Below are 25842 nucleotides of genomic sequence, written 5' to 3' on the forward strand. Positions count from 1 at the left end.
TTCAAGGTTCAAGCAGGGGTTAGTATATAGAAAACGCTATGTTTTGACCCCGGCATCATTTTCATACTTTTAATACGGAAAATCTTCCTCTTTTGGTAGAATATTTTCTGCTTTTCCGTGAAAAAGTTAGTTTTTTTATGATGGAAGTTGAATATTTTTAGCTGCTATGATGATCGTCGCATTTGTGCCTTCATTTTCCTTGCTTTCAAAGAACACTCCGTATTCTTCCCCGTAATAATACTTGATTCTCTGGTTCACATTCGATACACCAAAGCCCTTCGCTTCATCTCCTGTATCCGTCCCTGCCATCTTTTTCCGGAGACTGTTCAGTTCTTCCTCTGTCATACCTTTTCCATTGTCAATGACCTGGAAAATGATTTTATCTCCCTGCTTTTTACCGGTAATCAGGATTTTACCTTTCCCCCGCTTATTCTTAATTCCATGATAAAGCGCATTTTCGACAAGAGGCTGCAGTGTAAGCTTCGGTATAATGTAGCCGTAAATCTCCTCATCCATCTGGATCTCATAGTCCAGAATATCCTGATAGCGGAACTGCTGGATCTCCAGATAGCTCTCAATATGCGTCCGCTCTTCTTTCACTGTAATATAATCATGTCCTTTGCTTAAGGTTGTGCGGAAAAAATCAGAGAGCGAGGTTACCATTTTCACAACCTCTGCACTTTTATTTTCCTCAGCAAGCCAGACAATGGCATCAAGAGTATTGTAAAGGAAATGTGGATTGATCTGTTCCTGCAGAAGTCGGTTCTCAATAATTCTGAGATTTTCCTGTTTTTTCCGGATATCATCTACCAGAATCCCGATTTCCTCTGTCATATCGTTAAAGCTCCGCGTAAGCACCGCAATCTCGTCCCCTGCTTCGACCTGTGTTTTTACAGAGAAATCACCGCCGGCAACCTTCTCTGTCAGATCACACAGATCGCGGATCGGTCTTGTCACACTTCGTGCTGCTCGTCCACTGAGCAGCAGGGAAATACTCATCGCAACAATTGCTACTCCGACCGCCAAAATGGTCGAATTACGGTTATTCCGGTTCAGTTCCGTCTGTACAGTCACAAAATTGGAAGTTTCCAGATAGACATAGTCCTGGATTCCGGTTTGTACCAGTGTCGTCAGATCTTTGACATTACTGTTAAAATATTCCATTCTCTCATCATAAGAAGTCCGTTCTTTAATCTGTTTATCCAGATCCTGTACACAAAAACGGAGTGAAGACAGTGAATTTTTAATACGTCCCGCCTGTGACTGGTTGAGCGGAACCGTCGCATTTTGCGTCATCTTATCACACGCCTCTTCCATCTCCGTAATATAGTCGTATGGATTCACCGTCACTACTCCATTTACCGTTGTAACTCCATCTCCGACCTCCTTAAGCTGCTTATTACTTACCACAGCAAGATACACACTATAGTCCAGCCGACTTTTAAAGTCTTTCACATAACGGTTGGCATAGGCAACACTTTTTGTAATCTCAGAATAAGCTGATGCCGCATTATTTAAAGACACGATCAAATAGGCGGACAAAATTACCATTGGCAGAAATGCTGACAGCGAAATGGAAAGCAGTTTCTTATTGATCGACCAGTTCTTATATTTCACCTTCATATTCTATCCCCTTCCTCTTGAACGGAATTCCTTCGGCGAACATCCCTGTGTCTTTTTGAATATATAGCTGAAATAATGGGAATCTTTGTATCCCACCTCATATCCGATGTCCGATGTCCTCTTATCCGAACACATCAGAAGCTCTTTTGCTTTTTCCATACGAACACCCGTCAGATATTCTACAAAGGTTGAGCCAACCTCCTGACTAAACAAAGAACTGAAATAGCTCGGACTGATGTTGACGCTCGAAGCCACCAGGTTCAGTGAAATATTCTCTGACATATAATTTTGTCCGATATAATCTCTCGCTTTTTCAATAATTTCTGAATAGCGTCTGCCCGATGCCTGCTCTCTTAACCGGATCATTCGTCTGACTATATTTTCCAGGTACTTCCTCGTTGCCTCCAGTTCCTGCACATACTGCGATACCTCCCGCACATCGCCAAGCTCTCTTTCAATATCTTCTTTTTCAATGTTCAGACTGTCTCCCAGACTTTGGACGCTGATAAAAGTATCCATTACAATATACTGTCTCAACATCATCGACTGCAGGTTCTGCTCACCAATTGCATCAAAATATGCATCCATAAAGCTTTTTACTTCATTTTCCGTTCCTGTCTTCAGGAAACGCTCCAGCATTTTCCGGTTCTCCGCCATGGTTCCGAGTCTGTGCATCTCAACGTCATTCTGAACTCCCATTTGATGAACCTCTGAATAACTCACAAACTGTCTCAAACTTCTTGAAAAACGCTCTGCAAAGGCTCTGTTTGCATCATTGTAGGATCTTTTAATCTCACTGAACCTCCCCACCTGACTTCCAATTCCTCCAAAATATTCCAGATTTTTATATTTTTCCAGAACTTTTTCCAGATCTTCCCTAAATGTCTGAGCTCTCGCAGTCAGTTCTTCACCAACAGCTCCCTGTGCAATAAATCCCCATCCTTCTACACCTCTCCGGAACCACAGGAGCTTTTCTGTCTGCTCACTCAGATTTTCTATATCTTCAGTTGCACTTACAATATCCTCGTTATAATCCATCGGATGATCGATCATAATGATCTTAAAGAGAATCACACAATATCCCTCTGCACTGATTTCAATTCCCAGTTGCTTTCCCTGCTCCAGACATTCTCCAAATGGCATACTTCCTGCAAACACCTGATTGAAAAACTGAAACTTTTCACTTTCTTTGTTTTCCTGCATTTCACGGGCATATTGATTCATCTGCTCTTTTTCGCTTTGCTCTTTCCGGATTTCTTCTGCTACTTTGTTAACTGCATCCAACAATTTCTCTGAAGAAATTGGTTTCAGAAGGTAATCGGTTACACCGATCTTAATCGCCATCTTTGCATAATCAAACTCATTATATCCACTCAGAATCATGATTTTCGTCGCCGGAAGTACTTTTTTAACCTGCTCACTGAGTTCCAGTCCATCCATAAAAGGCATCTTAATATCCGTGATCAGGATGTCTGGTTTCTTTTCAAGAATCATCGGTAACGCAAGTTCTCCATCACTTGCCTCTCCGACAAAGTCATATCCATGCATTTCCCAATTAATACTGTTCTTGATCCCATTTCTGATAATAATTTCATCTTCAACCAAAAATACTTTTATCATTCTTCTTCCTGCCTTTAATATGTTCTGTTTTCTATAATTTCATCCAAATCCATAGTTCCATCAAAATATGTTTCTTCCACGTATTGTTCCTTATCAATGGAAATATCCGATTCCAGTCTCTGGATCAGTTCTGCCGCTTTCGGTCCCTGGCCAGGATTGCATTCAAAGGTTACATTCAATTTACCTTCTTTTACAGCTTCGATCCCCGCTTTACTTCCACCAAATGAAATCACAATAATATCTCCGTCCTCTCCACAGGTCTTTCCTGATTTCCCGATCGCATCGATGGCTCCCAGTGCCATCTCGTCACTCTCTGCAAACACTACCCGTAAATCCGGTTCCTGCTCAAGAAATAGTTTCATGACTTTCTCTGCCTCTTCTCTGGAATTGTCACCGGTTTGTTGTGCCACCATCTCCCAGTCCGAATACTTCTCCAGCATAGTCTGATATCCCTGCGCTCTCGTCAGCTGCTCTTCCGAGCCGATGGATTCCTGAATCGCGGCGATCTTGATAGTAATGTCTTCTTCTGTCTGCTCCTCCTCTGTCGAATCCGTCTCATCTTTCACTGACGAACTACCTTTTATAATCTTATTCAGAATAGATGTACTGCTGTCTGATGACTCCGTCCTGGTGTTGCCCGATATATTTGAACTGCTATCGGTTGTTTTAGAACCATCCACTGATGTTTTGCTATCTGTCGCTTTGGAACTATCTGACGCCTTACTATCCTCTTTCTGAGAATCCTCTGCCGAATCCTCTACCGCTTCACTTTCTGTCTGTTCTGCTTCTCTCTGTGCCTCAGAAGCCGTCTTTTCTTTCTCTGCCTTTTTCTCGTCCTCTTCTTTCAGATATTCATCCAGCCATTTTCCTGCCTTTTTCATCTGTTTTCCGTAATCACTTCCAAGCATGCACGAATACAGACTGCTGTCATCCGTATCAACACCGTTATTCACAAGGATTACAGGAATATGTGCCTTTTTTGCATCTTCCAGCACATCATCCCAGCCAATTTCAGAAATCGGATTCAGAATGATATAGTCCACACCCTGTTTTATAAATCCTTTCACATCTTCAATCTGTTTTTCCTGATCGCTACCTGCATCTGCATACACCGCTTCATAGCCGTTTGATTTGACAAATGTATCCATAAAAGACGCTGTATTTGCATCCTTCCATGAGCTTTCTTCTCCACTCTGTGAAATTCCCACTGTGATCAGATAATCGAACTCGCTTTGCAGATTATCCCCATTTCTTGTCTCTCCTGTAAATAAAGAAAGTGCAAATGTACCAGCCGATATAATCAATATCAATACTGCCGCAACCTTTAAAATAAATCGCCCTACACGTCCCATGTCGTTCCTCCTTCACGTCTGCTAAAGGACATTCTTTTCAGATGTTTTCTATTATACACTGACTTTTATCAGAAAGAAAGGCAGAAATCGAGCAGACCGGCTCACTATATATACAAAAAGCCACAGGCATAAATGCCTGTGGCTTTCGATCTCATTTGATTATACAAGCTCAAGAATAACTTCCATTGCAGCGTCACCTTTACGCTGTCCAATTTTGATGATTCTTGTGTATCCGCCGTTGCGGTCTGCATACTTCGGAGCGATCTCTGTAAACAGTTTGTCTACCAGATCAACTTCTTTTGTATTTTTCTTCTTTCCAGCTGCAGCAGTCGGAACTTCTGTTACAGAGTAAAGTACTTTCAGCATCTGACGTCTTGCATGAAGTCTTGACGGGTTGTCTTTTTTGATTGTCTTTTCAACTTCTTCGTATACAGTAACTTTCTTACCATCTACTACTTCTTTAACTCTCTTGCCTTCTGCATCTTTCTTAGCAACTTTAGCTTTGATTGTAACTTCTTCGAAGTTATCTTTTTCTTTTACAGCTGAAGCGATAAGACCTTCTGCGATCTTACGGATTTCTTTAGCTTTAGCTTCTGTTGTTCTGATTTTTCCGTGCTGAAGAAGCATTGTTACCTGATTTCTCAGTAATGCTTTTCTCTGACTTGCTGTTCTTCCAAGTTTTCTATACTTTGCCATTTTTTTAATCCTCCATTATTCGGGACATACCGGCATGCACCTTCGGTCTTACTGCGGATATGCCATCTGGTTATGCTTTCATCGGGCTTACTAGCCAGATCGTGTGTCAGTGTTTCTGCCTGTATTCACATGCGAAACGGGAACTCCTTATTCGTCTCCCTGGCTGAGTTCAAGACCAAGTTCTTTTAATTTAGCAAGAACTTCTTCAAGAGATTTACGTCCAAGGTTACGAACTTTCATCATATCTTCTGATGTTCTGTTTGTAAGTTCTTCTACAGTATTGATTCCTGCTCTCTTCAGACAGTTGTATGAACGAACAGAAAGTTCAAGTTCATCAATACTCATTTCAAGAACTTTTTCTTTTTCATCGTCTTCCTTTTCAATCATAACTTCCGCTGACTGAGCAACTTCAGAAAGATCAATAAAGAGCTTGAGATGTTCATTTAATACTTTTGCAGCAAGGCTGACTGCTTCATCCGGTGCAAGAGTACCATTTGTATAAACATCAAGTGTGAGTTTATCATAATCGGTAATCTGTCCGACACGAGTATTCTGAACTGTAAGATTTACACGCTCAACCGGTGTATAGATAGAGTCGATCGGAATCACACCAATCGGCATATCTTCTGTCTTATTCTTATCAGAACCTACATATCCTCTTCCCTTTGTGATAGTCAGTTCCATATAAAGCTTGCTGTCTGCACCGCCGTTAAGTGTAGCGATTACAGTTTCTGGATTCATGATTTCAATATCAGAATCTGCCTGAATATCAGCAGCTGTAACTACGCCCTCTCCCTCAAATTCGATGTAAGCTGTTTTCGGCTCATCTGTCTCGGAAGAATTCTTAATTGCGAGTGTTTTTAAGTTCATGATAATTTCAGTTACGTCTTCCTTTACGCCCGGAATAGAACTGAACTCATGCAATACTCCGTCGATTTTAATCTGGCTGATTGCAGCTCCCGGCAGAGAAGAAAGCATAATTCTTCTCAGAGAGTTTCCAAGTGTTGTACCATATCCTCTTTCAAGTGGTTCTACAACAAATCTGCCATACTTCTTATCATCTGAAATTTCTGCAATTTCAATATTAGGTTTATTAAAATCAAACACTATTTTGGTCCCTCCTTATGGGTTTTTGTATGTTGAGGGTGTCAGTTTTTGTCCTGTTTTCGATAAAAAACAGGATATTTCCTAACAGAACCTTAACGAACCCAGAAATCAGGTTCGTTAAGTATTGCATTTTATATGAATGCGTTCTATTTAGAATATAACTCGACGATCATCATTTCGTCAACTGGAACATCGATTGCTTCACGAGTAGGAAGTTCTTTAACTGTTCCTTTCAGGTTTTCGATATCTGATTCAAGCCATTCCGGAACAAGACGTCCACCTGTAACTTCTACGATATCTTTGTATCTCTGTGAAGATTTTTTACCTTCTTTAATCTCGATCACATCACCTGCTTTAATGAGGTAAGAAGGGATGTTAACCTGTTTTCCGTTAACAAGAACCTGTTTGTGATCAACGATCTGTCTTGCTTCACGTCTTGTTCTTGCAAATCCAAGACGGAATACTACGTTATCCAGTCTTGATTCAAGAAGAACCATCAGGTTTTCACCTGTCATTCCGCTCATCTGATCTGCTTTCTTGAAGTAGTTCAGGAACGGTTTTTCTAATACACCATAGATGAATTTAGCTTTCTGTTTTTCACGCAACTGAAGACCATACTCGCTCATTTTTCTATTGGATCTCTTTAACTGTCTGTTAGACTTTTTATCAATTCCAAGATATACCGGATCCATTCCAAGGGAACGGCATCTTTTAAGAACCGGGACTCTATTTACTGCCATGTTCGTATCCTCCTATAATAATTCGACTAGACTCTTCTTCTCTTCGGCGGGCGGCATCCATTGTGTGGTACCGGTGTTACGTCTCTGATGCTTGTTACATCAATTCCGCATGCCTGAAGAGCACGGATTGCTGCTTCTCTTCCTGAACCTGGTCCTTTTACGAATACGTCTACTGATTTAAGACCATGCGGCAGAGCTGCTTTAGCTGCTGTTTCAGCTGCCATCTGAGCTGCGTATGGAGTAGATTTTCTTGAACCTCTAAAACCAAGACCACCGGCACTTGCCCATGATAAAGCATTTCCCTGTGCATCTGTCAAAGTAACGATTGTATTATTGAAAGATGACTGGATATGTGCCTGTCCGCGTTCAACGTTTTTCTTGACACGTTTTTTTGTCACTTTTTTTGTAACTTTCTTAGCCATTTAAACTAACCTACACTTTCCTTTTTATTATTTGTCGAAATTATTTCTTCTTGTTTGCTACTGTTCTCTTAGGACCTTTTCTTGTTCTTGCATTGGTCTTTGTCTTCTGACCACGAACCGGAAGTCCTTTTCTGTGACGGATTCCTCTATAGCATCCGATTTCCTGAAGTCTCTTGATGTTAAGAGCGATCTCTCTTCTAAGATCACCTTCAACTGTCTGAGTTTCATCGATCACTGCACTGATCTTTTTAACTTCGTCGTCTGTAAGATCTCTGCAGCGAGTATCAGGATTAACTCCTGCTTCTGCGAGAATACGGGTTGCACTTGTTCTTCCGATTCCATAGATATAAGTCAATCCGATTTCTACACGTTTGTCTCTTGGTAAATCTACACCTGCAATACGAGCCATTTGTGATTTCCTCCATTTTCTTTCTTTTTTTGGTTTCACATTGTCCTATAATGAGGCTGCGGGCATCCCGTTATCAAAAAGAGCCCTACCGGACTTTTCAAAATGTATCCAATGCCTCAGACACGTCCGATATCCCAGCCCAGATGCGGTTCGGTATCCGCATCCTTTCCGGCAACCGATCTCTCGGCTAATGACCGCCGGTTTTTAAGCAATATACTAGAAACCACTTGCCCGTGGTGTTCATGTATATTAAATAGTGGATAACGCTCTACACACACCCTGGCGTATCCTCTATCAGCCGCCTAATTAAGTTTACATAAATCTGTCTTTCGCTGCTCCGTGCGCCTAAGTTCCTCTGTCGCCTACGGCTCGTCGTCACTAAGGCTTGGGAGCGGTCTTCTCACTAAATTCAAGCTGCGCCTGTGGCTTGCTTTCATTAAGTGTTCAGAACCTATCCCTGACGCTGTTTATGTTTCGGATTCTCGCAGATAATTCTGACGCTTCCTTTTCTCTTGATAACTTTGCATTTTTCGCAAATCGGTTTTACTGATGATCTAACCTTCACGTCAAATCCTCCTTTCATACCTTGCCTGGTCTGCATTTTCCCCCTGTGCGCAGAAAAAGTCCTTCGCACAGTTCGCATAAAATTATATCACCTGGTTTTTGGTTTTGTCAAGTAATATTTTATTTATCTCTCCAGATAATTCTTCCTTTAGATAAATCGTATGGTGACAGTTCCAGAGTAACTTTGTCACCCGGTAAAATTTTGATAAAGTTCATACGCAGCTTTCCGCTGATATGTGCAAGTACCTGATGTCCATTTTCCAGTTCTACCTGAAACATGGCATTCGGAAGTTTTTCTACTACTGTTCCTTCGATTTCAATTACATCTGCTTTAGACATTTATTTGTCCTCCTTCTTTTCTGACATCTTATATTCTTTTAATATCCGTTTCAGCTTTACATCATCCGCTTCGGAAATCTCATGCTGTTCTCTAATGAGCTGTACATGTTTCTTTTTCTTTTTCTTTGGACTCTGAAGCGTTTTCCTCTCCCCGTCTGCAAGATATGTAAACTGTTCATCCAGTCCGACGATCACGTATACCTTATCTTTATCATGACCGGCCAGAGATTTCGCAAGCATTCCTGTTTCCCATCTATCCATTTTCTGTTCCTCTGTTCTGTTATACATTTCCATCTGCAATCGACAGGATCTTCGGTTCGTCTTTTGTGATCAGAATTGTATTTTCATAATGTGCTGATTCTTTTCTGTCTGCCGTCACCACCGTCCAGTTATCACTCATCCAGCGAATCCGCTCTGTTCCGAGATTGACCATCGGCTCAATTGCCAGTGTCATTCCGGCTTTCAGCTTCGGTCCTCTTCTTCGCATCTGGAAATTCGGAATCTCCGGTAATTCATGAAGACTGGTCCCGATTCCATGTCCACACAGTTCCCTGACAACACCGTATCCAAAACTTTCCGCATAATCACCGATTGCTCGGGATATATCATATAGATGATTGCCTTCTTTTGCGAACTTTATTCCTTCGAAGAAGCTTTCCCTCGTTACATCGATCAGTTTCTGAAGATCCGGTCTGATCTCACCGACAGCATGTGTCCTTGCAGCATCGGAATGATAACCTTTGTAGATCACTCCTGCGTCCAGGCTCACAATGTCACCTTCTTTTATGAGGTGCTTTGCTGACGGAATCCCATGAACGATTTCATCATTTACAGAAACACAGATAGACGCCGGATATCCATTGTAATTCAGAAAAGAAGGTTCGCAGCCATAGCTGCGAATAACTTCTTCACCTAATGCATCGATATCCAGTGTACTCATTCCTGGTTTTAATGCCTTCTCCAGTTCCTTATGTACGATCCCCAGAATCCTTCCGGCTTCTGTCATCAGTTCAATTTCTCTTTCTGATTTAATCGTAATCGGCATCTGTTACTCTCCTAATATAGAAACAATGGCTCCAAATACATCTTCCATATCCACTGTTCCATCAACGCTTTTCAGAATTCCCGCTTTTGTATAATAATCGATCAGCGGCTGTGTCTGATCATGATATACATGCAGCCTCTTTTCAACTGTCTCCGGTTTGTCATCATCACGAAGGATCAGTTCTCCTCCGCAGACATCACAGATTCCGTCTTTCTTCGGTGCAGCATATACAAGATGGTAAGTTGCGCCACATCCTACGCATGCGCGTCTTCCACCCATACGCTTTACAATATTTTCATCCGGAACATCTACATCGATTGCATAGTCCATCTTCTGGCCCTTCGCTTCCAGTGCCTTATCAAGCGCCTCAGCCTGTGGAATTGTACGTGGAAAACCGTCCAGTACATATCCCTTCGTACAGTCATCCTGACTCACACGGTCTACAACAAGATCTACGACCAATTCATCCGGAACAAGAAGTCCCTGATCCATATAAGTCTTCGCTTTCTTTCCAAGTTCAGTTCCGTTCTTAATATTTGCGCGGAAAATATCTCCTGTTGAAATATGAGGAATTCCGTACTTAGCGGCAATTTTTTTTGCCTGTGTACCTTTTCCTGCACCAGGAGCACCTAACATAATGATTTTCATTTTACTATTCCTCCTTCAAATGTCATAATGGCAAAAGAGCCCGTTGTCTTTGATTATACTCTAAAAGACAACGGGCTACAATTGTTTTAATATCCAAGAAAACTATTTTTCATAGATTTTCCTTTGACATTCAAAAATCCTGTGTAATTACGAACGAGCATCTGAGACTCAATCTGTTTGAGTGTCTCAAGAACAACACCGATGATAATGATCAGAGAAGTTCCCCCGAATGATACATTCGCTCCAAACACACCATTGAACACAAACGGAATTACCTGTACAATTACAAGTCCGCATGCACCAATAAAGATAATATAATTCAATATCTTATTTAAGTAGTCCACAGTAGGTTTTCCAGGTCTGATACCTGGGATAAATCCACCGCTTTTTTTCATATTATTTGCAATTTCCAACGGGTTAAAAGTAATGCTCGTATAGAAATATGCAAAGAAAATCGTAAGTACGATATATACTATAAGTCCCCAGGAATAGTAAATCTTATTCGGATTACACCAGTTTCCTGAACTTAAGCCTCTGAGGATTTCACTTCCGATGCCTTTTCCGTTGCCCTTGCCCATAAATGAAGCAATTACAACCGGGAACTGCATAATAGATGAAGCGAAAATAACCGGAATTACTCCGGCGGTATTAACCTTCAGCGGAATGTTCGTTGACTGTCCACCTACTGATTTTCTTCCCTGTACTTTCTGCGAATACTGAACCGGAATTCGTCTCTCCGCATCCTGAAGTATTACCGTAAATACTACAAGTACGAGAATGATTGCAATGATGATGATTGCTGCAAGTCCTCCACTGGCAAGACCTTTGCCGCTGATGAACTTCTCATACAGTGAGGTCATATCACTTGGAATGCGTGATAAAATGTTAATGAGCAGGACAATAGAAATACCATTTCCCACTCCTTTTTCTGTAATTCGTTCCCCGATCCACATAAGGAATGCAGATCCTGCAGTTAATGTAAGAACTACAATTGCAGCATTTACAAAATTGAACTTTTCCAGAAGTCCCTGACGTCCAAATCCAACAGCCATAGCTGTAGATTCAATCAGAGCAAGCACAACTGTCATATAACGAGTTAATGCGGTAAGCTTCTTTCTTCCATCTTCCCCTTCTTTCTGCATTTCCTCAAGCTTTGGAATTGCAATTGTAAGAAGCTGGATGATAATGGAAGATGTGATATACGGGGTAATACTCAATGCAAAGATGGACATCGTCTCAAACGAACCGCCGGTGAAAGCGTTAAAAAAGTTAAACGAATCACCGGTCTGGTTCGCAAAGAAATTCTGAATATAGGTCGGATCAACTCCCGGTGTCGGAAGCTGAGATCCGAGTCTTACTACAAACAGCATTGCAAGGGTATACAATATTTTTCTCCGTATGTCTTCAATCTGAAATGCTTTACGGAATGTTTGTAGCATTAGATCACCTCTGCTTTTCCACCAACAGCTTCAATCTTTTCTACAGCACCTGCGCTGAATGCATTTGCCTGAACAGTAAGCTTTTTGGTTAACTCTCCATTTCCAAGAATTTTAACACCATCTCTGGCATGTTTTACGATTCCTGCTTCAATCAGAGTTTCAACAGAAACTACTGCATCGTTGTCAAATACTTCAAGAGCACTGACATTGATTCCAACGATTTCCTTAGAGTTTCTGCAAGTGAAACCTCTCTTAGGAATACGTCTGTATAATGGCATCTGTCCACCTTCGAAACCTGGTCTCGGAGCTCCGGAACGAGCTTTCTGACCTTTGTGTCCCTTACCAGCAGTCTTACCATTTCCTGAGCCGTGTCCACGACCTCTTCTGAAATTATCGCTATGTTTTGATCCGTCAGCCGGTCTTAAATTAGATAAGTCCATTGTGACACCTCCTATCTAAGATTTATGCTTCTTCTTCTACTTTTACCAGATGTCTTACCTGCTGAACCATTCCTCTGGTTGCAGCGTTATCCGGAAGGACAACTGTCTTATTAACCTTCTTAAGGCCTAATGCTTCTACTGTTCTTCTGTGTTTCGGAACAGCACCGATTGTTGATTTTACTAATGTGATTTTTAAATTTGCCATTGTAATCTCCTCCCTAGCCTAAGATCTCTTCTACAGTTTTACCGCGAAGTTTAGCTACGTCTTCTGGAGCTTTCAGCTGACTTAAACCTTCGATAGTAGCAAGTACTACGTTCTGTTTGTTGTTAGATCCGAGAGATTTTGTACGGATGTTCTTGATACCTGCAAGTTCGATTACGGCACGAGCCGGTCCACCTGCGATAACACCAGTACCTTCCGGAGCTTTTTTCAGAAGTACAGAAGCACTTCCGAATTTTCCAATATAATCATGTGTAATACTGTCGTTTTCATCTAAAGTAACTTTGATAAGTTTCTTCATAGCATCTTCTTTTCCTTTGCGGATTGCTTCCGGAATTTCAGCTGCTTTTCCTAAACCTGCACCAACATGGCCGTTTCCGTCGCCAACAACTACTAAAGCTGTGAATCTCATGTTACGACCACCCTTAACAACTTTGGTAACACGTTTGATTGATACTACTTTTTCGGTAAGTTCTAACTGATTAGCATCAATACGTTCCTGTTTCATGTGTCCGTCCTCCTTCTAGAAATTCAAACCAGCTTCTCTTGCTGCGTCTGCTAATGCTTTGATTTTTCCGTGATAGATAAATCCTCCTCTGTCAAATACAACAGAAGTGATACCTTTCTCGATTGCTTTTTTTGCAATTACTGTTCCAAGGTATGCTGCTGCTTCAACGTTGTTGGTTTTTTCCAGTTCTGCTTTCACATCTTTCTGAAGAGTGGAAGCGGAAACCAGAGTGTTTCCAACTGTATCGTCAATAATCTGAGCATACATATGATTATTACTTCTAAACACAGCGAGACGCGGTCTTTCAGCTGTACCACTGAAACGGTTACGCAGTTTTCTATGTTTATTTACACGAACTTCGCTTCTTGATTTCTTACTAACCATTTGTTCACACTCTCCTTACTTATTTTTTACCAGTTTTACCAACTTTACGTCTGATAACTTCATCAGCATATTTGATTCCCTTGCCCTTATAAGGTTCCGGTCTTCTCTTATCTCTGATTTCAGCTGCGTACTGGCCAACTTTTTCTTTACTGATTCCCTTAACGATGATTTTGTTCTGTCCGTCAAGAACAGTTTCGATTCCTTCCGGATCTTCCATCTCAACCGGGTGAGAGTATCCCAAATTCAATGTTAATTTGTTTCCTGATTTGGAAGCTCTGTAACCTACACCGTTTACTTCAAGAACTTTTTCATATCCTTCAGTAACACCGATTACCATGTTGTTGATCAGTGTTCTTGTAAGACCATGAAGAGATTTCATCTTCTTGAGATCGTTCGGTCTTGTTACGATAACTTCTTCGCCTTCTTTTTTGATTTCCATTTCAACTGGAAGTTCTCTTACGAGAGTTCCCTTAGGACCTTTAACAGTCACTACATTCTTCTCTGCGATTTCAACAGTTACGCCTGCCGGGATCGCTACTGGATGTCTTCCGATACGTGACATACCTTTTACCTCCTACACTTACATTTTCGGAACAGCACCTTATGGCTGCTCTGTTTTCAGTTGCAATTTATTGAGTATCGAATGAAATCACAGGAAATATGATTTCATTCGTTTTCTCCATTTTATCTGGTTATTACCATACGAAGCAAAGAACTTCTCCGCCTACGCCAAGCTTTCTGGCTTCTTTGTCTGTAATCACGCCCTGGTTTGTAGAGATGATTGCAGTTCCAAGTCCTCCAAGTACTCTCGGAAGTTCGTCTTTACCAGCGTAAACACGAAGACCTGGTTTAGAAATCTTTTTGATTCCAGAAATAACTTTTTCGTTCTTATCTGCACCATATTTTAATGTGATGCGGATTGTGTTGAAGTTTCCTTCTTCTACGATGTCATATTTTGTGATGTATCCTTCGTTAACGAGAATGTCAGCGATAGCGATCTTCATCTTTGAAGCCGGAACATCTACTGTATCATGTTTTGCAGTGTTTGCGTTACGGATTCTTGTAAGCATATCTGCAATTGGATCACTCATAGTCATTGTGGATTATCCTCCTTTTCTACCAACTTGCTTTCTTTACGCCCGGAATTTCACCTTTGTATGCCAGTTCACGGAAGCATACACGGCAGATTCCATATTTTCTTAAATATGCATGTGGACGTCCACAGATTCTGCAACGATTATATTCTCTTGTAGAGAATTTCTGTTTGCGCTGCTGTTTCAGTTTCATTGCTGTCTTTGCCATGAAAATTTCCTCCTTATTTTGTGAATGGCATGTTGAACTGTGTTAACAATTCACGTGCTTCTTCGTCTGTATTAGCAGTTGTTACGAAGATAACATCCATACCTCTAACCTTATCTACTTTATCATATTCGATTTCTGGGAAGATAAGCTGCTCCTTGATACCAAGAGCGTAGTTACCTCTTCCGTCGAATGCGTTCGGATTAACTCCTCTAAAGTCACGTACACGAGGCAGTGCAAGGTTGATGAGACGATCAACGAACTCATACATCTTTTCTCCTCTTAAAGTAACTTTGCATCCGATAGCCATTCCTTCACGGATTTTGAAGTTAGCTACTGAATTTTTAGCTCTGGTCAGAACTGCTTTCTGTCCAGTGATCTTTTCCATATCAGCTACAGCTGAGTCTAATGCTTTTGCATTGTCTTTTGCTTCGCCAACGCCCATGTTGATAACAACCTTGTCGAGCTTCGGCACTTCCATAATATTCTTATAACCAAATTTTTTGATCATTGCGTCAATGATCTCGTTCTGGTACTGTTCTTTAAGTCTACTCAAAGCCTTTGACCTCCTTCCTAGAACTAATCAATTACTTCGCCTGTTGATTTTGCAACACGTACTTTTTTGTCTCCATCAAGTTTGAAGCCTACTCTTGTAGCTTTTCCCTTGTGAACATACATTACGTTAGATGCATCGATCGGTCCTTCCTGATGAAGGATTCCGCCTTCCGGATTAGAAGCGCTTGGTTTAGCATGTTTTGTTCTCATGTTAACGCCTTCTACCAGGACTGTACCGTTTTTCTGATCTACTGCGATTACTTTGCCTTCTTTGTCTTTATCTTTTCCAGCGATAACTTTAACGGTATCGCCTTTTTTGATCTTCATTGTTGACATACTCGAACCTCCTTACAGTACTTCCGGAGCCAGTGAAACAATTTTCATAAACTGTTTCTCACGAAGTTCTCTGGCTACAGGTCCAAAAATACGAGTTCCTTTTGGGTTTTTGTCATCTTTAATAATAACAGCAGCATTTTCATCGAATCTGATGTATGATCCATCTTTACGACGAGTGCTGTTTACAGTACGAACAACTACAGCTTTAACGACATCACCTTTTTTAACAACGCCGCCTGGTGTTGCATCTTTAACCGAAGCAACGATTACATCACCGATAGCTGCATATCTTCTTGTAGAACCGCCTAATACACGGATACAGAGTAATTCTTTAGCACCTGTATTATCTGCTACTTTTAATCTGCTTTCTTGCTGTATCATGCAGGTAAACCTCCTTATACTTTTATCAAAGTCAAACTATTTAACTTTTTCTACGATTTCAACAAGTCTCCATCTCTTATCTTTAGATAACGGTCTTGTCTCCATAACTTTTACTCTATCACCAATATTGCATTCATTATTTTCATCATGCGCTTTCAGTTTGTAAGTTCTTTTTACGATCTTATTGTAAAGCGGATGTTTTACATGGTCTTCTACTGCAACAACGATTGTCTTATCCATCTTGTTGCTTACAACCTTACCAACTCTCGTTTTTCTCAGGTTTCTTTCCACGGTTATACTCCTTTCTGAATATCACCTAATTAAGCATTCTGGCTTTTTTCTGTGATCACTGTCTGGATTCTTGCGATATTCTTTCTTACTTCTTTGATTCTGCTTGTATTATCTAACTGATTTGTTGCGTTCTGGAATCTCAGATTGAAGAGTTCCTTTTTAGCAGCTACTAATTCTTCATTTAATTCTGCAACAGATTTTGCTTTTAAATCTTCTACAAATGTCTTAATTTTCACTGTTATCACCGCCTTCTAAGTCTGCACGAGAAACGATTTTACATTTACATGGTAATTTGTGCATAGCAAGACGTAATGCTTCTTTCGCAACTTCTTCAGGTACTCCTGCAAGTTCGAACATTACACGTCCTGGCTTAACTACAGCTACCCAGTATTCAAGAGTTCCTTTTCCAGAACCCATACGTGTCTCAGCCGGTTTCGTTGTTACTGGTTTATCAGGGAAGATCTTGATCCAAACTTTACCACCACGTTTAATGTAACGTGTCATAGCGATACGGGCAGCTTCAATCTGGTTAGATCTGATCCAACATGGTTCCATTGCTACAAGACCATATTCACCGTTCGTGATCTTGTTTCCTCTTAATGCTTTACCTTTCATGGAGCCACGGAACTGTTTTCTACGTTTTACTCTTTTTGGCATTAACATTATTTATCGCTCCCTTCCTTACCTGCCTTTGTTGGAAGTACTTCGCCTTTGTAAATCCATACCTTAACACCAACTTTTCCGTAAGTTGTGTCTGCTTCAGCGAAGCCATAGTCAATGTCTGCTCTCAGTGTCTGAAGCGGAATAGTTCCTTCGCTGTAGAACTCTGTACGAGCCATATCAGCTCCGCCGAGACGTCCGGATACGGATGTCTTAACACCAAGTGCTCCTGATTTCATAGTTCTTGACATGCAAGATTTCATTGCACGACGGAAGGAAATACGATTTTCCAGCTGCTGTGCGATGTTTTCAGCAACGAGCTGAGCATCTTTGTCAGGTCTTTTTACTTCTTTGATGTCAACGATAACTTTCTTATCTGTCATTTTCTGAAGTTCAGCTTTTACTTTTTCGATCTCAGAACCGCCTTTACCGATTACAACACCCGGTTTAGCAGTATAAACGATGATCTTAACACGATCAGAAGCTCTTTCGATTTCAATCTTAGAAACTCCTGCGCTGTATAATTTATTCTTCAGAAATTTTCTGATTTTATGATCTTCTACTAAATAGTCAGCAAAATCTTTTTCTGCATACCATTTAGAGTCCCAGTCTTTGATAACACCGACTCTTAAGCCATGAGGATTAACTTTCTGTCCCATTATTGCCCTCCTTATCTTTCATTAAGCACAAGTGTAATATGACTCATTCTCTTTTCGATTCTGTAAGCTCTGCCCTGTGCTCTCGGTCTGATTCTCTTCATTGTTGGTCCTTTATTTGCGTAGCATTCCTCAATATAAAGGTTTTCAACACTCATACCGTTGTTATTCTCAGCATTTGCGATAGCTGATTCCAATAATTTCTTTATAATGCTTGAAGCGTATCTTGGATTGTATGTTAAAATACCAAGCGCTGTTGTTACATCCTTACCTCTGATGGCATCTAATACGAAGCATGCTTTCTGAACAGAAACTCTGGCGTAAGATAACTTAGCTGAAGGTCTGGTGTCCTTGTTTGCATTTCTTTCTCTCTTAATTTGACTTCTATGTCCTTTTGCCATGGGATGAAACCTCCTTTCAATACGTTAAATATTATCTAACTTTCGATTTCTTTTCGTCTTTTCCATGTCCTCTGTATGTTCTGGTTGCTACGAACTCTCCGAGTTTATGTCCAACCATATCTTCTGTTACATATACCGGAACATGTTTTCTTCCATCATGAACTGCGATTGTATGTCCAACCATAATCGGGAAGATTGTAGAACGACGAGACCATGTTTTGATAACACCCTTGTCTCCTGATGCGTTCATTGCTTCCACTTTCTTAAGCAGGCTTGCGTCTGCGAATGGTCCTTTTTTAAGTGAACGAGCCATAGGTTCTAACCTCCTTGAAAATTAACTATTTGATTCCTCTACCGTCTTTTCTTCTGATGATCAGCTTGTTAGACTGTTTGTTTTTCTTACGAGTCTTAAGACCAAGTGCCGGTTTACCCCAAGGAGTGCACGGACCCGGACGACCGATTCCAGTCTTACCTTCACCACCACCATGCGGATGATCATTCGGGTTCATAACGGAACCACGAACTGTAGGTCTGATACCCATGTGACGTTTACGTCCTGCTTTACCAATGTTTACAAGGTTGTGATCGCCATTTCCAACAACACCAACTGATGCGCGGCATTCGATCGGAACCATTCTCATTTCTCCTGAAGGAAGACGAAGTGTTGCATACTTTCCTTCTTTAGCCATGAGCTGTGCGCTGTTTCCTGCTGAACGAACCATCTGTCCGCCTTTTCCAGGATGAAGCTCAATGTTATGAACCTGTGTACCAACCGGGATAGCTGAAAGCGGCAGGCAGTTTCCTACTCTTACTTCTGCTTCTGGTCCGTTCATAACTTTCATTCCGTCTGTAAGTCCTTCTGGTGCGATGATGTAAGCTTTTTCTCCATCAGCGTAGCAGATAAGTGCGATGTTAGCACTTCTGTTCGGATCGTATTCGATTCCGATTACAGTTGCCGGAATTCCGTCTTTTTTACGTTTGAAGTCGATTACTCTATATTTTCTCTTAACTCCGCCTCCGCGGTGTCTAACAGTGATTTTACCCTGATTGTTACGTCCGGCAGTCTTGCTCAGAGAAACTACTAAAGATTTCTCCGGTGTTGTTTTTGTGATTTCTGAGAAATCAGAGCCGGTCATATGTCTTCTGGAAGGTGTATATGGGCGGTATGTTTTAATTCCCATTACTCTATCTCCTTTCGCATTTTGCTAGTTATTTTTGTCACGGATTTGCACCGTTTAGGTTCCAGTTTCTTACAGTCCCTGGAAGATTTCGATCTCTGCTGATTCTTCTGTCAGCTGAACGATTGCTTTCTTTGTCTTAGCTGTCTTTCCGAATGTCATGGTTCCGCGAACTCGTTTGTTCTTTCCGTCCATGTTGATTGTGTTAACGCCAGCAACTTTTGTTCCTGGGAACATTTTTTCTACAGCTTCTTTAATCTGAGTCTTATTAGCTTCTGTGTGTACAAGGAATGTGTATTTCTTGTCAGCCATAAGAGCCATTGTCTTTTCGGTTACTACCGGTTTAAGGATTACATCATAATACTGAATGTTTGCCATTATGCGTACACCTCCTCGATTGCCTGTACAGCAGCCTTAGTTGCGATTACTGTATTGTATTTCAGGATGTCATACACATTGATTGTGTTTGTCTTAGCAGTTTTAACATCAGCAATGTTTCTAGCTGAAAGTTCTGCATTCTTGTTTCCGTCTTCCAGAACTACGAGAGCCTTGGATACTGACAGGTTATTAAGAACATCCTGGAATTTCTTTGTCTTGATTTCATCAAAGTTAATTTCATCAACAACGATGAATTTCTTTTCTTCTACTCTTGATGTCAGAGCGGATTTGAGAGCTGCTCTTCTTTCTTTCTTGTTAAGTTTGAAAGAGTAATCTCTCGGTGTCGGAGCGAATACTACTCCACCGCCTGTCCACTGCGGAGCTCTTGTAGATCCCTGTCTTGCATGACCGGTACCTTTCTGTCTCCATGGTTTTCTTCCGCCGCCGGAAACTTCTGAACGAGTTTTCGCTTTCTGTGTTCCCTGACGTTTATTTGCAAGCTGGCTTACAACTGCCATGTGTACAAGGTGTTCGTTTACTTCTACACCGAATACAGCATCGTTTAAGTCGATTGTTCCAACTTCTTTACCTTCGATATTGTAAACAGATACGTTTGCCATCTGTATGTTCCTCCTTTCCTAGTGCCATTCTTAGATAGATTTTACAGATTCTTTAATCGTTACAAGAGATTTCTTTGGTCCCGGAACTGCGCCCTTAACCAGAAGAAGGTTGTTTTCAACGTCTACTCTTACGATTTCAAGGTTCTGAATTGTAATCTTCTTTGCTCCCATGTGTCCTGGCATCTTTTTGCCCTTGAATACTTTACTCGGGTCAGATGCAGCACCGTTGGAACCAGCATGACGATGGAACTTAGAGCCGTGAGCCATAGGTCCTCTGTGCTGGTTGTGTCTCTTGATAGCACCCTGGAATCCTTTACCTTTGGAAATTGCTGTTGCGTCTACTTTGTCGCCAGCTTCAAAGATATCTGCTTTAATTTCCTGAGCTAACTGATATTCATCAGCGTTCTCGAATTTGAATTCTCTTACAAATCTTTTTCCTGTTACTCCAGCTTTGTCAAAGTGTCCTTTTTCAGCCTTTGTAACTCCGTGTCTGTGCACGATTTCTTTCTTTCCGTTCTTGTCAACGTTAACAATTTTGTCTTTCTTGTCAACGAATCCAACCTGAACTGCGCTGTATCCGTCATTTTCAACGGTTTTGATCTGTGTTACAACACATGGTCCAGCCTGAAGAACAGTTACCGGAGTAAGTACTCCATCTTCGTTGAAGATTTGAGTCATTCCGACTTTGGTAGCTAAGATAGCTTTCTTCATTTTATTTTACCTCCTGTGATTTACAGCGGAACGCCCTTATGGGTGTTCATCCTAAATATTAGGAACTACTGTGTTTTAATTTATTAGAACTTATTTGTTCTTCATTTTGATATCGATGTATACACCAGCTGGCATTTCCAGTCTTGACAGAGCATCTACAGTCTTCTGTGTCGGTGCAATGATATCGATCAGTCTCTTATGAGTTCTCTGTTCGAACTGTTCTCTGGAATCTTTGTATTTGTGAACCGCTCTTAAGATTGTTACAACTTCCTTCTTTGTCGGAAGCGGTACCGGTCCGCTAACCTTTGCTCCATTTTTCTTTACAGTTTCGATAATTTTCTTGGCAGATGCATCTACAAGCTGATGATCATATGCCTTCAATGTGATTCTCATTACTTGACTTGCCATAAAAAAAGTCGCCTCCTTTTCGTACTTAAACCTCAGTACGACAAGCGGTGACTGTACACTTCCCCGTGTGTGTCGTGAGAAACTCACACGTTGTTACTGCATCTCAGCAGCTGTTATGATTTCGTACAGTGACTTGTCGCCAGTTTCCTAACTTGACATTCGCTCCACGGAAAACCTGCCATTCTTCTCGGCAGCAACCTCGCGCTTCTTTGCTATCATGTCACAGCTTTTTTAGTATACCCGATGTTTCTGCATTTTGCAAGCATTTTATTTTATTTTTTGTACTTTTTTTCATACAAATTTTTCTTAAAAAATCTTCTCCTTTTGTGCTATTTTTCTTATTCCCTTTTTGCGGTATAATATTCTCATATTCAGCGGGGTACCAGATCCATAGGCTTCTTCGCTAAATGCAGCCTGTCTCACATGAAGTGATCGAGAAAATCGTAGAAACAAGTGCCTACGCTCCATCCTGGAAGAATACGCAGACAGCAAGATATATTATAATAGAAGAAACAGCTCTCAAAGACAGGATTGCCAGAGAAGCTGTTATGGGATTTGAATGGAATACAGGCATCATTCTTGGTGCACCGGTACTGGTTGTTCTCGCTTCCGTTCCGGGGAAAAGCGGTTACGAAAAGGACGGAGCTTATTCCACCTCAAAAAAGGATAAATGGGAAATGTTCGATGCCGGTATCGCTGCGCAGACCTTCCAGCTCGCTGCTCATGAATGCGGAATCGGTTCGGTTGTCATGGGTATTTTCGATGAGGTAAAGGTAAAAGAACTACTTGGTCTTGACGATACTCTGAATGTATCTGCCCTGATTGCAATCGGTCATCCGGCTGTCAGCCCAACTGTTCCGGCACGCAAATCAGCCCAGGAGCTGCTCCAATACCGTTAATCTCTCACTGGCGTACAGTTGACCGTGTTGTACACATTTTAATACACAAATTATCTAGAAATTTACCAGTTTCTTGTTGACACTACTGTGATAAAGTGCTATAGTGTAACCAACTTAATCAGAGAGCTAAACCAAAGGCGGTTTCCAACACGAGGATACCGCTATTTTAAAAAGACTTGATTAAGCTACAACATTGGTTGTTATTGCAGTTATATTGTTGCCGGTCGTTTCCCCCAAGAATGGTCTTGCAACGATAAAACTCCAATTTATATATACATCCTCTTTGTAGGAGCATTCCCCAGCTTTGTATATAAGGCAAACTGCAATGCAACGAGGAAAAACCTCTCAATGACATACCAAAAAGAAAAGACATGACCTCGAGGGGTCATGTTTTTTCTTTCCAAAAGTAAAGGAGACGTGAAAATATGAGTAGTTCAAGACCGATAGATACCCCGAAAGATCCCCGTACAGACGAGAAACCCGTATTTTCAAAAGAGCTGGTGCAGGAAGATCTGAAAGATGAATTCAAAGCAGGCTCCAACTCCGAATGGGCCGCTGATTCCCAAGATGAGCTCGAAGACTGGATTGAGGAGCAGGGGATACAGTTGCGGTACTAGATTTTTTGTTAAATAAATACAGATATTTATGCCGGGAAAGCTTCTTTGACTTCCCGGCATTTTTTCATTCATATTTTTTATACACATTTTACGTTTCCAAAGGATGATTGTGGAACACGAATTTTAATCTTGAATTGCAAAATCAAAAATCAAATCAATACAAATGGATGAAATTTTTGACTTTAAATCGCAAATATTAAAAGTAAATCAATAAAATGAGGTTGAAAACTTGATTCAAAATTATAAAACTTAAAAATGAGTCAACAAATCTAATGTCCTGCACTCTTAATATGAAAAGGGGCTGTGAAAAAAGAATAGTCCCCCAAAAAAGAAAGACCAAGAGTTTATAATGAACTCAAGGTCTTTCTTTCTGTTATAATTAACTTGCAATGAAAATTAATAACATAATCTATTCTAACCCAACTCTCGTTTTTTCACACGCCCCATCTTCTATCCATTATTCATCAATTATTTATCACTCACGAAAATGAATTTTACGCTTCCGTCCATTCCGTCTGCGATTCCAGAGAAGTTCTTGTATTCTTTGGATGCATCCAGAAGTTCGTTTGCCTTATCCAGAAGTGCATCGATGTCCCCGTCAAATACGCTTACCAGTTTTTCAATTCCTTCTTCGTTGAACTGGATCATACCACTGTTCAATTCAGCTGCTCCGGAATCAAGCTGTTCTACACCAGATACCAATGCACCAGTGCTATTCTGAAGCGTGTTCAGGCCTGTCGAAAGAGTTCCGGCTCCGCTGTTGAGCTGGGATGCGCCACTTGCCAGCTGACTTGCACCACTTGCTACTGACTGCGCTCCTGCATTTGCTGTCTTCATATTTGTGCTGAGGGCTACGCTTCCTTCGCTCACCTGACTTGCGCCTGCGCTTAATGTTCCAAGTCCTGAGTTGAGGCTCTGTGTTCCTGCAAGTAATGCTCCAGTTCCTTCTGAAAGCTGTTTGGTTCCTGCTGCAAGCTGAGTTGCCATACTTCCAACACCAGACTGCAACTGGTTTGCACCTGTTCCAAGAGTTCCAAGGCCTCCCGATAATGTTTCAGCTCCTGTCTGTACACTTGCGGCTCCATCTGCCACCTGTGTCGCTCCTGCTCCAAGTGTTCTAAGGCTGTCGGATAAGTTTCCGGCTCCTATTGCAAGATTGTTCGCTCCCGTCACAAGATTTCCTGCTCCTGCTGCCACCTGACTAATTGCCGTCTGCTGTGCCTGTATACCCGTAATAATCTGGTCAATTGTCCCTGCCTGTTCCGGCACTGCCTGTTTCAAAGCCTCAAGCCCTGCGATCATAGCATTGCTGTTTTCTGAATTCGCAATAGTATTCAATCCTGTCTGTAACCCAGAAGCTCCTGCCTGTAACTGATTCGCCCCGTCTTGCAACGAGCCAGCACCTGCCTGTGCCTGTGCAAGTCCATCTCTTACCTGTCCAGCTCCTGTTGCCACCTGTTTTGAACCTTCCGTAAGACTTACCGCACCATCTTTCGCCTGACTGATTCCATCACTCAACTGTCCCACACCATCATTTAATGAACTTACTCCTGCTCCAACCTGGCTCTGCATCTGTGCAACCCCATCGTTTAATGCCTGCGCTCCACTTTCAAGCTGTCCAACTCCGTCTTTTGCACTCTTTGCTCCTGCTGCTACCTGTGCGGATCCTGCATTCAAACTCTCAGCTCCACTTGCCAACTGGCTTGTTCCACTTGCCAGGCTCTTGCTTCCATCAGCCAGCGTATTCGCTCCGCTCACCAGACTACCAGTTCCGCTAGCCAATGTATTTCCGCCACTTGCCAGCTGATCAATTCCGCTTACCAGTGTTCCTGATGAAGAAAGCAGTGTATCCAGTCCGTCTTTTAGTTCTCCGGAGCCGCTGACAAGTTTGTTTGATGCATCCTGAAGCTCTGTCATAGAATCCTTCAGTTCATCCAGACTGTCAAATTTATCTGTATCTACTTCATTAAATACTTCATTTGTTGCGACCGTAACAGCTTCTACTTTTTCGTAATCTGTCACATCTGCTTCTACTGTAAAGGAATCCGGGATATCCAGATCATCCACCTTGCTACTAACTGATGTAAGCTGTTCTTTCAACTGTGGAAGTCCCATTCCAATCACGATGTTTCTGTCACCGTCTGAGATTACTTTTCCATTATCAACGGTTACATTTGAAAACTTCTCTCCATCCATCAGAAGTCCGGTTGCCATCAAAAATGGTGTATATTTCCCGCTGTCAGCACTTGTATTCTGATATTCATAATGGATCTTTAAGTGTCCACTCTTTCCTTCCAGATCATCTGCGCTAACTTTCTTTCCGTCAAGTTCATAAGTAACCTTCATTCCTACAGGAATCTTCTTTGTGGTTGTTCCCTGATAGCAGATATCTTTCTTATCTCCCTGCCATACCATTTTACCGTTATTTTCAGAAAAGGTTTCATCACCTTTTACATTCTTGATGTCTTTCAAATCTGATACATCATCGATTGTTCCAAGACTCGAAATATTTTTCAGCTGATCCGATACCGTAACATCTTTCTGGTTTCCTGCGTCATCTACTTTTACATATACAGTCTCATCTTTTGCAGGTGTTGCGCTGCTGCTTGTTTTTGTTTCGCTTGTTTTCTTTGTCTCTGTACTTTTATCTTTATTATCTGCCGCCTGCACATTTACAGATGTTCCTGCAATATTTCCAACTACAAGTGATGCCATAAGTGCAAGTGTAACTAATACTCTGTATTCCCTGTTCTTCATGTTTAAAAACCTCCTGTAAGCCTCTACTGACTTTCCTGTCGGTATGCTTTCTTCTTTTTGACTACTGGTCATTTTCTAGCTCGCACTTACTATACCTCAAAAATGACCACAAGTCAATATTTTTCTACAAAAAAGTTGA

38 protein-coding genes are annotated in these 25842 nt (G+C 41.3%); 2 read left to right on the forward strand and 36 right to left on the reverse strand.

All coding sequences use genetic code 11. The features are described 5' to 3' along the window. Nucleotides 1-135: 135 nt before the first annotated feature. The 35 genes from PGU50_RS10805 to rpsJ form a co-directional block, all read right to left on the reverse strand. Nucleotides 136-1623, reverse strand: coding sequence for a sensor histidine kinase (locus PGU50_RS10805; RefSeq protein WP_173825842.1), 1488 nt, complete (start codon nucleotides 1621-1623; stop codon nucleotides 136-138). Between the two features lie 3 nt (nucleotides 1624-1626). Further along, the gene (locus PGU50_RS10810) at nucleotides 1627-3243 is read right to left on the reverse strand and encodes a response regulator (RefSeq protein WP_117823724.1); all 1617 of its coding nucleotides are present in this window, start codon (nucleotides 3241-3243) and stop codon (nucleotides 1627-1629) included. Between the two features lie 14 nt (nucleotides 3244-3257). Further along, nucleotides 3258-4595 carry a substrate-binding domain-containing protein gene (locus PGU50_RS10815; RefSeq protein WP_173825846.1) on the reverse strand — a complete coding sequence of 446 codons (1338 nt, stop codon included), beginning with the start codon at nucleotides 4593-4595 and terminating at the stop codon, nucleotides 3258-3260. A gap of 159 nt (nucleotides 4596-4754) precedes the next feature. Further along, nucleotides 4755-5291 (reverse strand): bL17 family ribosomal protein, encoded by a 537-nt coding sequence (locus PGU50_RS10820; protein WP_117558532.1) that lies wholly within the window; start codon nucleotides 5289-5291, stop codon nucleotides 4755-4757. A gap of 147 nt (nucleotides 5292-5438) precedes the next feature. Further along, complete coding sequence (locus PGU50_RS10825) at nucleotides 5439-6398, reverse strand: DNA-directed RNA polymerase subunit alpha (RefSeq protein ID WP_008372575.1); 960 nt, start codon at nucleotides 6396-6398, stop codon at nucleotides 5439-5441. A gap of 146 nt (nucleotides 6399-6544) precedes the next feature. Then, complete coding sequence (gene rpsD, locus PGU50_RS10830; protein ID WP_022220185.1) at nucleotides 6545-7138, reverse strand: 30S ribosomal protein S4; 594 nt, start codon at nucleotides 7136-7138, stop codon at nucleotides 6545-6547. Between the two features lie 26 nt (nucleotides 7139-7164). Beyond that, nucleotides 7165-7560, reverse strand: a complete 396-nt coding sequence (gene rpsK / locus PGU50_RS10835; protein ID WP_008372572.1) for a 30S ribosomal protein S11 — start codon at nucleotides 7558-7560, stop codon at nucleotides 7165-7167. Between the two features lie 40 nt (nucleotides 7561-7600). Next, nucleotides 7601-7969 (reverse strand): 30S ribosomal protein S13, encoded by a 369-nt coding sequence (rpsM, locus tag PGU50_RS10840; protein WP_022220186.1) that lies wholly within the window; start codon nucleotides 7967-7969, stop codon nucleotides 7601-7603. Nucleotides 7970-8420: 451 nt separating this feature from the next. Continuing rightward, nucleotides 8421-8534 carry a 50S ribosomal protein L36 gene (gene rpmJ / locus PGU50_RS10845; RefSeq protein WP_005339020.1) on the reverse strand — a complete coding sequence of 38 codons (114 nt, stop codon included), beginning with the start codon at nucleotides 8532-8534 and terminating at the stop codon, nucleotides 8421-8423. 119 nt (nucleotides 8535-8653) lie between these two features. Beyond that, nucleotides 8654-8872, reverse strand: coding sequence for a translation initiation factor IF-1 (infA, locus tag PGU50_RS10850; protein WP_004607275.1), 219 nt, complete (start codon nucleotides 8870-8872; stop codon nucleotides 8654-8656). Next, nucleotides 8873-9133: a KOW domain-containing RNA-binding protein gene (locus tag PGU50_RS10855; protein WP_055157816.1), complete on the reverse strand. Its 261-nt coding sequence runs from the start codon at nucleotides 9131-9133 to the stop codon at nucleotides 8873-8875. 19 nt (nucleotides 9134-9152) lie between these two features. Continuing rightward, entirely contained in the window at nucleotides 9153-9917 is a 765-nt protein-coding gene (gene map / locus PGU50_RS10860) for a type I methionyl aminopeptidase (protein ID WP_117558530.1), read from the reverse strand. 3 nt (nucleotides 9918-9920) lie between these two features. Further along, the gene (locus PGU50_RS10865; protein ID WP_022220188.1) at nucleotides 9921-10565 is read right to left on the reverse strand and encodes an adenylate kinase; all 645 of its coding nucleotides are present in this window, start codon (nucleotides 10563-10565) and stop codon (nucleotides 9921-9923) included. An 86-nt stretch (nucleotides 10566-10651) separates the two neighbouring features. Then, nucleotides 10652-12004, reverse strand: a complete 1353-nt coding sequence (secY, locus tag PGU50_RS10870; RefSeq protein WP_270246954.1) for a preprotein translocase subunit SecY — start codon at nucleotides 12002-12004, stop codon at nucleotides 10652-10654. Then, a complete protein-coding gene (rplO, locus tag PGU50_RS10875) occupies nucleotides 12004-12444 on the reverse strand; it encodes a 50S ribosomal protein L15 (protein ID WP_008372558.1) in 441 nt (146 codons plus the stop codon). The genes secY and rplO overlap by 1 nt, the downstream gene beginning before the upstream one ends. 22 nt (nucleotides 12445-12466) lie before the next feature. Beyond that, the gene (rpmD, locus tag PGU50_RS10880; protein WP_008372557.1) at nucleotides 12467-12649 is read right to left on the reverse strand and encodes a 50S ribosomal protein L30; all 183 of its coding nucleotides are present in this window, start codon (nucleotides 12647-12649) and stop codon (nucleotides 12467-12469) included. 13 nt (nucleotides 12650-12662) lie between these two features. Continuing rightward, nucleotides 12663-13172: a 30S ribosomal protein S5 gene (gene rpsE / locus PGU50_RS10885; RefSeq protein WP_008372554.1), complete on the reverse strand. Its 510-nt coding sequence runs from the start codon at nucleotides 13170-13172 to the stop codon at nucleotides 12663-12665. Between the two features lie 15 nt (nucleotides 13173-13187). Next, nucleotides 13188-13556 (reverse strand): 50S ribosomal protein L18, encoded by a 369-nt coding sequence (gene rplR / locus PGU50_RS10890; protein WP_008372552.1) that lies wholly within the window; start codon nucleotides 13554-13556, stop codon nucleotides 13188-13190. Nucleotides 13557-13575: 19 nt separating this feature from the next. Further along, on the reverse strand, nucleotides 13576-14118 hold the full coding sequence (rplF, locus tag PGU50_RS10895; protein WP_008372550.1) for a 50S ribosomal protein L6: 543 nt from the start codon (nucleotides 14116-14118) through the stop codon (nucleotides 13576-13578). 133 nt (nucleotides 14119-14251) lie between these two features. Beyond that, the gene (gene rpsH / locus PGU50_RS10900; RefSeq protein ID WP_008372548.1) at nucleotides 14252-14653 is read right to left on the reverse strand and encodes a 30S ribosomal protein S8; all 402 of its coding nucleotides are present in this window, start codon (nucleotides 14651-14653) and stop codon (nucleotides 14252-14254) included. A 19-nt stretch (nucleotides 14654-14672) separates the two neighbouring features. Beyond that, nucleotides 14673-14858: a type Z 30S ribosomal protein S14 gene (locus tag PGU50_RS10905; RefSeq protein ID WP_008372546.1), complete on the reverse strand. Its 186-nt coding sequence runs from the start codon at nucleotides 14856-14858 to the stop codon at nucleotides 14673-14675. Nucleotides 14859-14871: 13 nt separating this feature from the next. Further along, nucleotides 14872-15411 carry a 50S ribosomal protein L5 gene (gene rplE, locus PGU50_RS10910; protein WP_008372545.1) on the reverse strand — a complete coding sequence of 180 codons (540 nt, stop codon included), beginning with the start codon at nucleotides 15409-15411 and terminating at the stop codon, nucleotides 14872-14874. A 23-nt stretch (nucleotides 15412-15434) separates the two neighbouring features. After that, nucleotides 15435-15746 (reverse strand): 50S ribosomal protein L24, encoded by a 312-nt coding sequence (rplX, locus tag PGU50_RS10915; protein ID WP_022220190.1) that lies wholly within the window; start codon nucleotides 15744-15746, stop codon nucleotides 15435-15437. Nucleotides 15747-15758: 12 nt separating this feature from the next. Further along, nucleotides 15759-16127 carry a 50S ribosomal protein L14 gene (rplN, locus tag PGU50_RS10920; protein ID WP_008372541.1) on the reverse strand — a complete coding sequence of 123 codons (369 nt, stop codon included), beginning with the start codon at nucleotides 16125-16127 and terminating at the stop codon, nucleotides 15759-15761. 36 nt (nucleotides 16128-16163) lie between these two features. Beyond that, complete coding sequence (rpsQ, locus tag PGU50_RS10925; RefSeq protein ID WP_022220191.1) at nucleotides 16164-16418, reverse strand: 30S ribosomal protein S17; 255 nt, start codon at nucleotides 16416-16418, stop codon at nucleotides 16164-16166. Nucleotides 16419-16447: 29 nt separating this feature from the next. Then, on the reverse strand, nucleotides 16448-16654 hold the full coding sequence (gene rpmC, locus PGU50_RS10930; protein ID WP_008372537.1) for a 50S ribosomal protein L29: 207 nt from the start codon (nucleotides 16652-16654) through the stop codon (nucleotides 16448-16450). Next, a complete protein-coding gene (gene rplP / locus PGU50_RS10935) occupies nucleotides 16644-17081 on the reverse strand; it encodes a 50S ribosomal protein L16 (protein WP_008372535.1) in 438 nt (145 codons plus the stop codon). The genes rpmC and rplP overlap by 11 nt, the downstream gene beginning before the upstream one ends. Then, the gene (rpsC, locus tag PGU50_RS10940; protein WP_008372532.1) at nucleotides 17081-17737 is read right to left on the reverse strand and encodes a 30S ribosomal protein S3; all 657 of its coding nucleotides are present in this window, start codon (nucleotides 17735-17737) and stop codon (nucleotides 17081-17083) included. Before rpsC ends, rplP begins: the two co-directional genes overlap by 1 nt. 11 nt (nucleotides 17738-17748) lie before the next feature. After that, nucleotides 17749-18135: a 50S ribosomal protein L22 gene (gene rplV / locus PGU50_RS10945; RefSeq protein ID WP_008372530.1), complete on the reverse strand. Its 387-nt coding sequence runs from the start codon at nucleotides 18133-18135 to the stop codon at nucleotides 17749-17751. A gap of 31 nt (nucleotides 18136-18166) precedes the next feature. Then, nucleotides 18167-18448, reverse strand: a complete 282-nt coding sequence (rpsS, locus tag PGU50_RS10950; protein ID WP_008372528.1) for a 30S ribosomal protein S19 — start codon at nucleotides 18446-18448, stop codon at nucleotides 18167-18169. A 25-nt stretch (nucleotides 18449-18473) separates the two neighbouring features. Then, nucleotides 18474-19316: a 50S ribosomal protein L2 gene (gene rplB / locus PGU50_RS10955; protein WP_055261675.1), complete on the reverse strand. Its 843-nt coding sequence runs from the start codon at nucleotides 19314-19316 to the stop codon at nucleotides 18474-18476. A 69-nt stretch (nucleotides 19317-19385) separates the two neighbouring features. Next, a complete protein-coding gene (gene rplW / locus PGU50_RS10960; RefSeq protein WP_008372525.1) occupies nucleotides 19386-19691 on the reverse strand; it encodes a 50S ribosomal protein L23 in 306 nt (101 codons plus the stop codon). After that, on the reverse strand, nucleotides 19691-20311 hold the full coding sequence (rplD, locus tag PGU50_RS10965) for a 50S ribosomal protein L4 (protein ID WP_008372524.1): 621 nt from the start codon (nucleotides 20309-20311) through the stop codon (nucleotides 19691-19693). Before rplD ends, rplW begins: the two co-directional genes overlap by 1 nt. A 30-nt stretch (nucleotides 20312-20341) precedes the next feature. After that, nucleotides 20342-21022, reverse strand: coding sequence for a 50S ribosomal protein L3 (gene rplC, locus PGU50_RS10970; protein ID WP_055297549.1), 681 nt, complete (start codon nucleotides 21020-21022; stop codon nucleotides 20342-20344). A gap of 90 nt (nucleotides 21023-21112) precedes the next feature. Then, nucleotides 21113-21430 carry a 30S ribosomal protein S10 gene (gene rpsJ, locus PGU50_RS10975; protein WP_008372521.1) on the reverse strand — a complete coding sequence of 106 codons (318 nt, stop codon included), beginning with the start codon at nucleotides 21428-21430 and terminating at the stop codon, nucleotides 21113-21115. A 407-nt stretch (nucleotides 21431-21837) separates the two neighbouring features. Here rpsJ and PGU50_RS10980 point away from each other — a divergent pair, with 407 nt between their 5' ends. Next, a complete protein-coding gene (locus PGU50_RS10980; RefSeq protein WP_270246955.1) occupies nucleotides 21838-22329 on the forward strand; it encodes a nitroreductase family protein in 492 nt (163 codons plus the stop codon). A 425-nt stretch (nucleotides 22330-22754) separates the two neighbouring features. Further along, the gene (locus PGU50_RS10985) at nucleotides 22755-22946 is read left to right on the forward strand and encodes a hypothetical protein (RefSeq protein ID WP_118198918.1); all 192 of its coding nucleotides are present in this window, start codon (nucleotides 22755-22757) and stop codon (nucleotides 22944-22946) included. 468 nt (nucleotides 22947-23414) lie between these two features. On the opposite strand, the gene PGU50_RS10990 is transcribed toward PGU50_RS10985, so the two are convergent. Continuing rightward, nucleotides 23415-25703 (reverse strand): hypothetical protein, encoded by a 2289-nt coding sequence (locus PGU50_RS10990; protein WP_270246958.1) that lies wholly within the window; start codon nucleotides 25701-25703, stop codon nucleotides 23415-23417. Nucleotides 25704-25842: the final 139 nt, after the last annotated feature.

It is taken from the genome of Coprococcus sp. AM11-30B, assembly GCF_027674365.1.
GTDB lineage: Bacteria > Bacillota > Clostridia > Lachnospirales > Lachnospiraceae > Allocoprococcus > Allocoprococcus comes.